This is a genomic window from Pseudomonas putida (genome assembly GCF_001941965.1).
Lineage (GTDB): Bacteria > Pseudomonadota > Gammaproteobacteria > Pseudomonadales > Pseudomonadaceae > Aquipseudomonas > Aquipseudomonas putida_L.
This window is the reverse complement of the sequence record NZ_MKZO01000061.1, coordinates 1-4,902: the sequence shown is the minus strand read 5'-3', so window position 1 is coordinate 4,902 and position 4,902 is coordinate 1. Positions and strand designations below refer to the sequence as shown.

At 47.8% G+C, this 4,902-nt stretch carries 5 protein-coding genes; all 5 read right to left on the bottom strand.

Annotation, left to right across the window (positions count from 1 at the left end):
* Positions 1–85: 85 nt before the first annotated feature.
* Complete coding sequence (locus PSEMO_RS33245; RefSeq protein WP_144443632.1) at positions 86–445, bottom strand: hypothetical protein; 360 nt, start codon at positions 443–445, stop codon at positions 86–88.
* 65 nt (positions 446–510) lie between these two features.
* Positions 511–1,134: a hypothetical protein gene (locus PSEMO_RS33240; protein ID WP_144443631.1), complete on the bottom strand. Its 624-nt coding sequence runs from the start codon at positions 1,132–1,134 to the stop codon at positions 511–513.
* The gene (locus PSEMO_RS33235; RefSeq protein ID WP_144443630.1) at positions 1,131–1,859 is read right to left on the bottom strand and encodes a hypothetical protein; all 729 of its coding nucleotides are present in this window, start codon (positions 1,857–1,859) and stop codon (positions 1,131–1,133) included. Before PSEMO_RS33235 ends, PSEMO_RS33240 begins: the two co-directional genes overlap by 4 nt.
* Positions 1,860–1,896: 37 nt before the next feature.
* On the bottom strand, positions 1,897–2,706 hold the full coding sequence (locus PSEMO_RS33230; protein ID WP_144443629.1) for a hypothetical protein: 810 nt from the start codon (positions 2,704–2,706) through the stop codon (positions 1,897–1,899).
* A partial coding sequence (locus tag PSEMO_RS33625) for a hypothetical protein (RefSeq protein ID WP_081430344.1) occupies positions 2,703–4,902 on the bottom strand: 2,200 nt, incomplete at its 5' end. The genes PSEMO_RS33230 and PSEMO_RS33625, both read right to left, overlap by 4 nt.

Below are 4,902 nucleotides of genomic sequence, written 5' to 3'. Positions count from 1 at the left end.
TCAAGCCAGGGTTTGGCTGGCGGTGTCAAGCGATGCGGTATAGGTAGTCAAAAGGGCTTCTCCCATGCACTGATTTGAGCGCTAATTATATGATATTTATGGATAATTTCCAAAGTTGATGACATTGGAGTGTGTAGTATCCCTCCACACGAGCGTCCATGATTTTCACAAAAATGTCTTTAAGTTCATCGCTGTTTACATCAAGAAAAATCACTTCATCGCCACGAAGGTGTATGGCAGTTGCCTCTTTCAGTAGGGTTGATTCGCTCTCTGAGTGAAGATAGTAATTGTTTGAAGTTAGCTTTATTGTGGCGCTATGGTTTTGGCCGATTTCTGATGTGTAGGTATGTTGGTTTTTTTGGGGGTTTGATCCTTGTGCGGTGTGCGCTAGCAGTGCTGTTATAAAAAATATCAAATCACGGAGCTTGATTTTTTGTTTTTTCATTTCAAGTGCATTCTGATCATGATTTTCAGGGGCGTTGTGTGCTTTAGATTTAAATTAATGGCTTTCTACCAGGCAAGAAGTGATTTAAGACTTTTAAATGCTGGGTCGTTAGGGGTGAAACTATTGTTGTTTATGAGGTGATTGTATGTGTCAAGGTTTTCTGTGCTTGGAGGATCACATTTCATAAGGTTTTCGAGGCTCGATAGTGGTTTGTGGTCGGCTATTGATAGTCCTTTAGGGTAATAGTCTTCGACTTTAGGTGCTTGCCTCTCAAGGTCGAAATCTGGGGAAAAGGGCATTCGCCATTTGCCATCTTCTGTAAAGCTGCCTCCACAGAACGATCCGGTTTCTTTCGAAATGAGGCAGCCCGACCTGGTATTGATAATTCCACAATATACAACCTCATGGTTCTTGGAGGATCCGTCGGGAAGTTCGACTTTTCCTGAGGCGATCTGGGTGAAGTGAAGGTATGTCAGGTCTTTTGAAAGAAAGTGTGGCACAACCTTCTCGAAGGTTCCCTCTTCATATTGGTCCCCGGAGAGGGTTCTAGTAACTTTCCCATCATTGAAGATGGTCAAATTCGCATAGCGGTCTTCCAAGGGGGCGCTGTACTGAATATGTAGATCAGCATAGGTGTTACCTGCAATGAGCGTCAGAGGAGCTAGAAAAAATCTTACAGTCCCGTTCATGGTATTTCTTTGGTTTTATAGGTTCCGTGTGCATGGGTGACTTCAGCGATCTCCGACTCTATTTTTTTTGCATTTTCTATATCGCCTTCATTTCGCAGAAGGTTCATAAAATCTGAATATGCTTTATGATTCTCTAGCGTTGGTGGGTCGCAGGCCAGTAAGTTATCGAATCCGGTGCCCTCCATCAAATAGGAAAGCACTCGTGGCGAGCTGATACGGGTGCCATCTCTGCTTCTCGATGCGTAGTTTTTGTAAATCTCATTCACGTCTGTTTTGTTCTCGAGGAGATACTCATTGTTCTCGCTGGCAAGGCTTGACCAGATATGGTCTTCGTTCCATTCGCCTCCGCATTGAGAGCCGGTTTCGACACTGGTAATGCACCCGTCTTTTAATCTTATAAAAGCACATAGGTTTAGCGATATAGCAGACTGCTCAACGCCTTCTGCATCATAAAGAATGCCTGGCTCTGAGAGTGGGATCATGGAATGGAGCCTGTCAGGAGAGTCATACGTTATAAGTATCCCATTGTCATAGTAGAATTTCAGGCCGTCATCAAAAATCTTAAGTTCGCCACCTTTAGGTAGTGTATATACAAGAAGTTGGCCATGGTCTTCAGTTTTTGTGAATGAGAGTTTTTTCGTTTCATAGTGATTGTCGGAGGCATGACCTCTATCACTCATCAATAGGACGATAGTGACAAGGGCTTTTCCAGTTTCAATCTTCATTTTGAAATGCTGCGTGACTGTAAATGAAATACCGCACCTAATGTATTTGTATGTCTGAGCATTTTATCCATGCCAAGGGTGGGTCCTCTTGAGAGGGGGTAAGTATCCTGCGCCATCCAATTGAAGTGTCTTTTATCTCGATTTTCTCATTCTTCATCAAATATGAATTAGTTACTTCCAATGAGTCTGAGGTAGGGGTGTCGCGGTGTAGGTACACTTTTCGTTTTACGCTTCCTTTTAGTATGGTTGCGGGATTGATCAAGCTGAATAGTTTAGAGTTAATCATTTTTTGGACGGCTTTTCTTGTTTTGTAGGGGAATGAGTGAAAAAGCTCTTCTTGCTCATTTATGTAATCGCCGCTTCCTCCAAATAAGTCAGATGCCTTCTTGTTGTAAGAAATGCTGTTTTCATTAGATTCGAAGACGCTCACGTCATATATACCTGTTACGGATATCCAGCGACTAGGAGATATGTTGCTGTGGATTACAAATAACCGAGTTTTTCCATCGATTGCCGAAGCAATGAATGCGTCGTGAATTATTCCCTTTGTTGATACTTTGGAGAACTCGCGAACTCGGCTGGTGGTTCCTGATGCGGGCTTTGTATATAATGCTATTTCATCGGCTGGACGAAGGTAGGGCGCTTCTAGCTCGCGTGGAAGCTTTTCATAAATAAAGCATACAGTGTTTTGATTCCACTTGATTGGGGGGTGAGCATGGTTGCTTTCTGGAAAGCCGCACGCATCATTTTCTAAATAGGGTCCTGGGTTTTTATTCTCTTGAGCAAGGGATTCTGTATGCGCGCTCATGGCTGTCAAGAATACGAAAGTCATAAAAATACTTCTCATTTGAGACTTTCCTCGTTCCATATTTTCCAGAAATTTTCTCTTCTCGATGAGTAGCTGTCTGTGTATAGGTTAACTATCTTCGTTACATCGTTGACGGCTGCGTTGCTGGCGCCGCGATCAGCTATTTCGAAAAGTTTATTTTTTACCCAGAAATATGCCGCAGAACGGACAGCGTATTTCATTGAAAGTAGAAGGTCTGGATCTGATATGAAGTCTGGGTTGTCATATGGCCACTCGATCTTGTGTAGTTGGTGCCAGTCATGAAATTTCGAGTAGTTCTCTCGTCCTGTGAGCTGCTTGAGTCCGCGCCCCCTGAATTTCCAGCCATCACCACTGTCGATATCGCCATTACCGATTTTTCCAGCGTAGGCATAATTGGCGATTGCTTCAAAGTCGGCCTGGCTCATTGCGGTGTTGTTTTCTTTTATGAAGCCTTTTCGAATCGAATAGCCGTGTGCTGCTGCTTTTTCTGGGTTTCTTCGAAAGTAAGAAAAAGTTTTTTTCAAGTTCTGGGCGCTGTGTCTGAAGCCTTCTTGTGTACTAAGATTCTCTCCAGTTTCCTGTAGAATTTGAGCAAAAAAATGAGCTCGGCGCAATCCTGTGTCGAGCTTGTAAAACTGAATGTGGTTGTTCAGTTCATTCGTGATTTCCTGTAGTTCTTTTTCTCTCTCTGACCCCAATCGATTAAATAGTTTTTTCATTATTTCTAAAGAAAATGAAAATTGCTGGATTTTCAGTTTGTTCATTAATCCAAGTGGGTGTAGGAAATAAACCGACGATACCCCCAAAAACTTCAACGGCCCAACCACATCCTCCCACCACCCCAACTCCTTGATCCGCCCCTTCTCCGCAATCCAGTTCAACAACGGCGCCGACGTGGTATGTCCAAATACCTTATCCAGCGCATCCCATTTCTCCTGGCGGTAATACCACTCGCTTTCACTGCACAGCACGATTTTCGACAGTGCCTGGGCCAGAACCGGAGACTTGAGCGCCGCACGCACTTCATCGGCACACATCTGGCGGTCATGGTTACGGTCGATGAGCGAGTAGAGCTTGCTCATCAGTTCACCTTTGTCCCATGCCTCGGCCTGTTGACGAACACGATTGCGGTCCTCCTCGCTGGTGTTCCTGTCCTGGTACATCCGATAGGCCATGCCTGGCACCGGCGAGCGAGGGGTTTCGATGATTTCGTAGCCATCCCATTCCCAGGGGCTGATCCAGCAGGCTGTTTCTTGCATGACCTTTACCCAGCCGTCGACAAGGTGGCCTTCGGCATCGTGGAACAGGCTTTCCAGGCGGTACCAGGTGCAGCCTTCAGCAGTGTCTGTTTTCGGACGATGGATCTTGTTCTCCGCCGACAAATTGTCCAGCAGGCTCTTCGGGACGAGCAGGTCGTGCTCACTGACCAGATGCGGGTGGACATTGGTCGGATGGGCCCTGTTCCCGAAGTTGTCGCGATGGAAGACCACCTCGGTTCCCGCCTTGAGTTTCAACCAGGTCTTTTCCTTGGCCGGCAGGCGCTTGGCCCAGGCGCGGCTTTCCTCGAGGAAGTCGGGGAAGTAGTCGACGCAGAAGACTTCGAGGTGCAGGTGCCGACGGGGCTTGGCATCCCTGGCATTCTGGTAGGGGCCGATGTGGCCGATCAGTTCACCGGCCTTGATGGGGGTGGGCTTTGCCGGGACGAAAACCTCATCGCGATCTGCGGGGACATACTCGCTACGCAGTTTTTCCGCCAGTACGTACTGTTCGACATACTCGAGCTTGACGAAGTCGCCACTGCCGCTGACGCGCACTGAGGTCCCTTTGGTCAACCCGCCCAGTACGGTCGCTTGTCCATGGGACTCGGCACGCACATTCAGGACATCGCCTGAGACCTCGGACAGATCGCCCTTGCCCGGGCGCAAGTGGCGGGCGGAAACATACCCGCGCAGGGTGCCGTCCGTACTGCGTAGCGAAGCAGGACCCAGGGCATTTTCCAGCTTGCGGTGACGGCCCGTGCCGGAAACCGCAACCTGTGTGCCGGGCGGCAGGATATCGAGGGTCCGGCTTGATCCCTCATGCCCTACGACCTTGAGGCCCCGCTTGCCTCTATGAATGTCATTGGCATCGTCCTTGACCCATTGCGCTTCGCTCTGCACCCAGAACCGTGGCCTGTCCAGCGTGCTGCCGTCGTACGCAGCCCAGTCCTCCAGA

Excerpts from the sequence above, each read along its gene's own strand:
- PSEMO_RS33235 (WP_144443630.1), bottom strand. The coding sequence starts at position 1,859 with ATGAAGATTGAAACTGGAAAAGCCCTTGTCACTATCGTCCTATTGATG.
- PSEMO_RS33245 (WP_144443632.1), bottom strand. The coding sequence starts at position 445 with ATGAAAAAACAAAAAATCAAGCTCCGTGATTTGATATTTTTTATAACA.
- PSEMO_RS33230 (WP_144443629.1), bottom strand. The coding sequence starts at position 2,706 with ATGAGAAGTATTTTTATGACTTTCGTATTCTTGACAGCCATGAGCGCG.
- PSEMO_RS33240 (WP_144443631.1), bottom strand. The coding sequence starts at position 1,134 with ATGAACGGGACTGTAAGATTTTTTCTAGCTCCTCTGACGCTCATTGCA.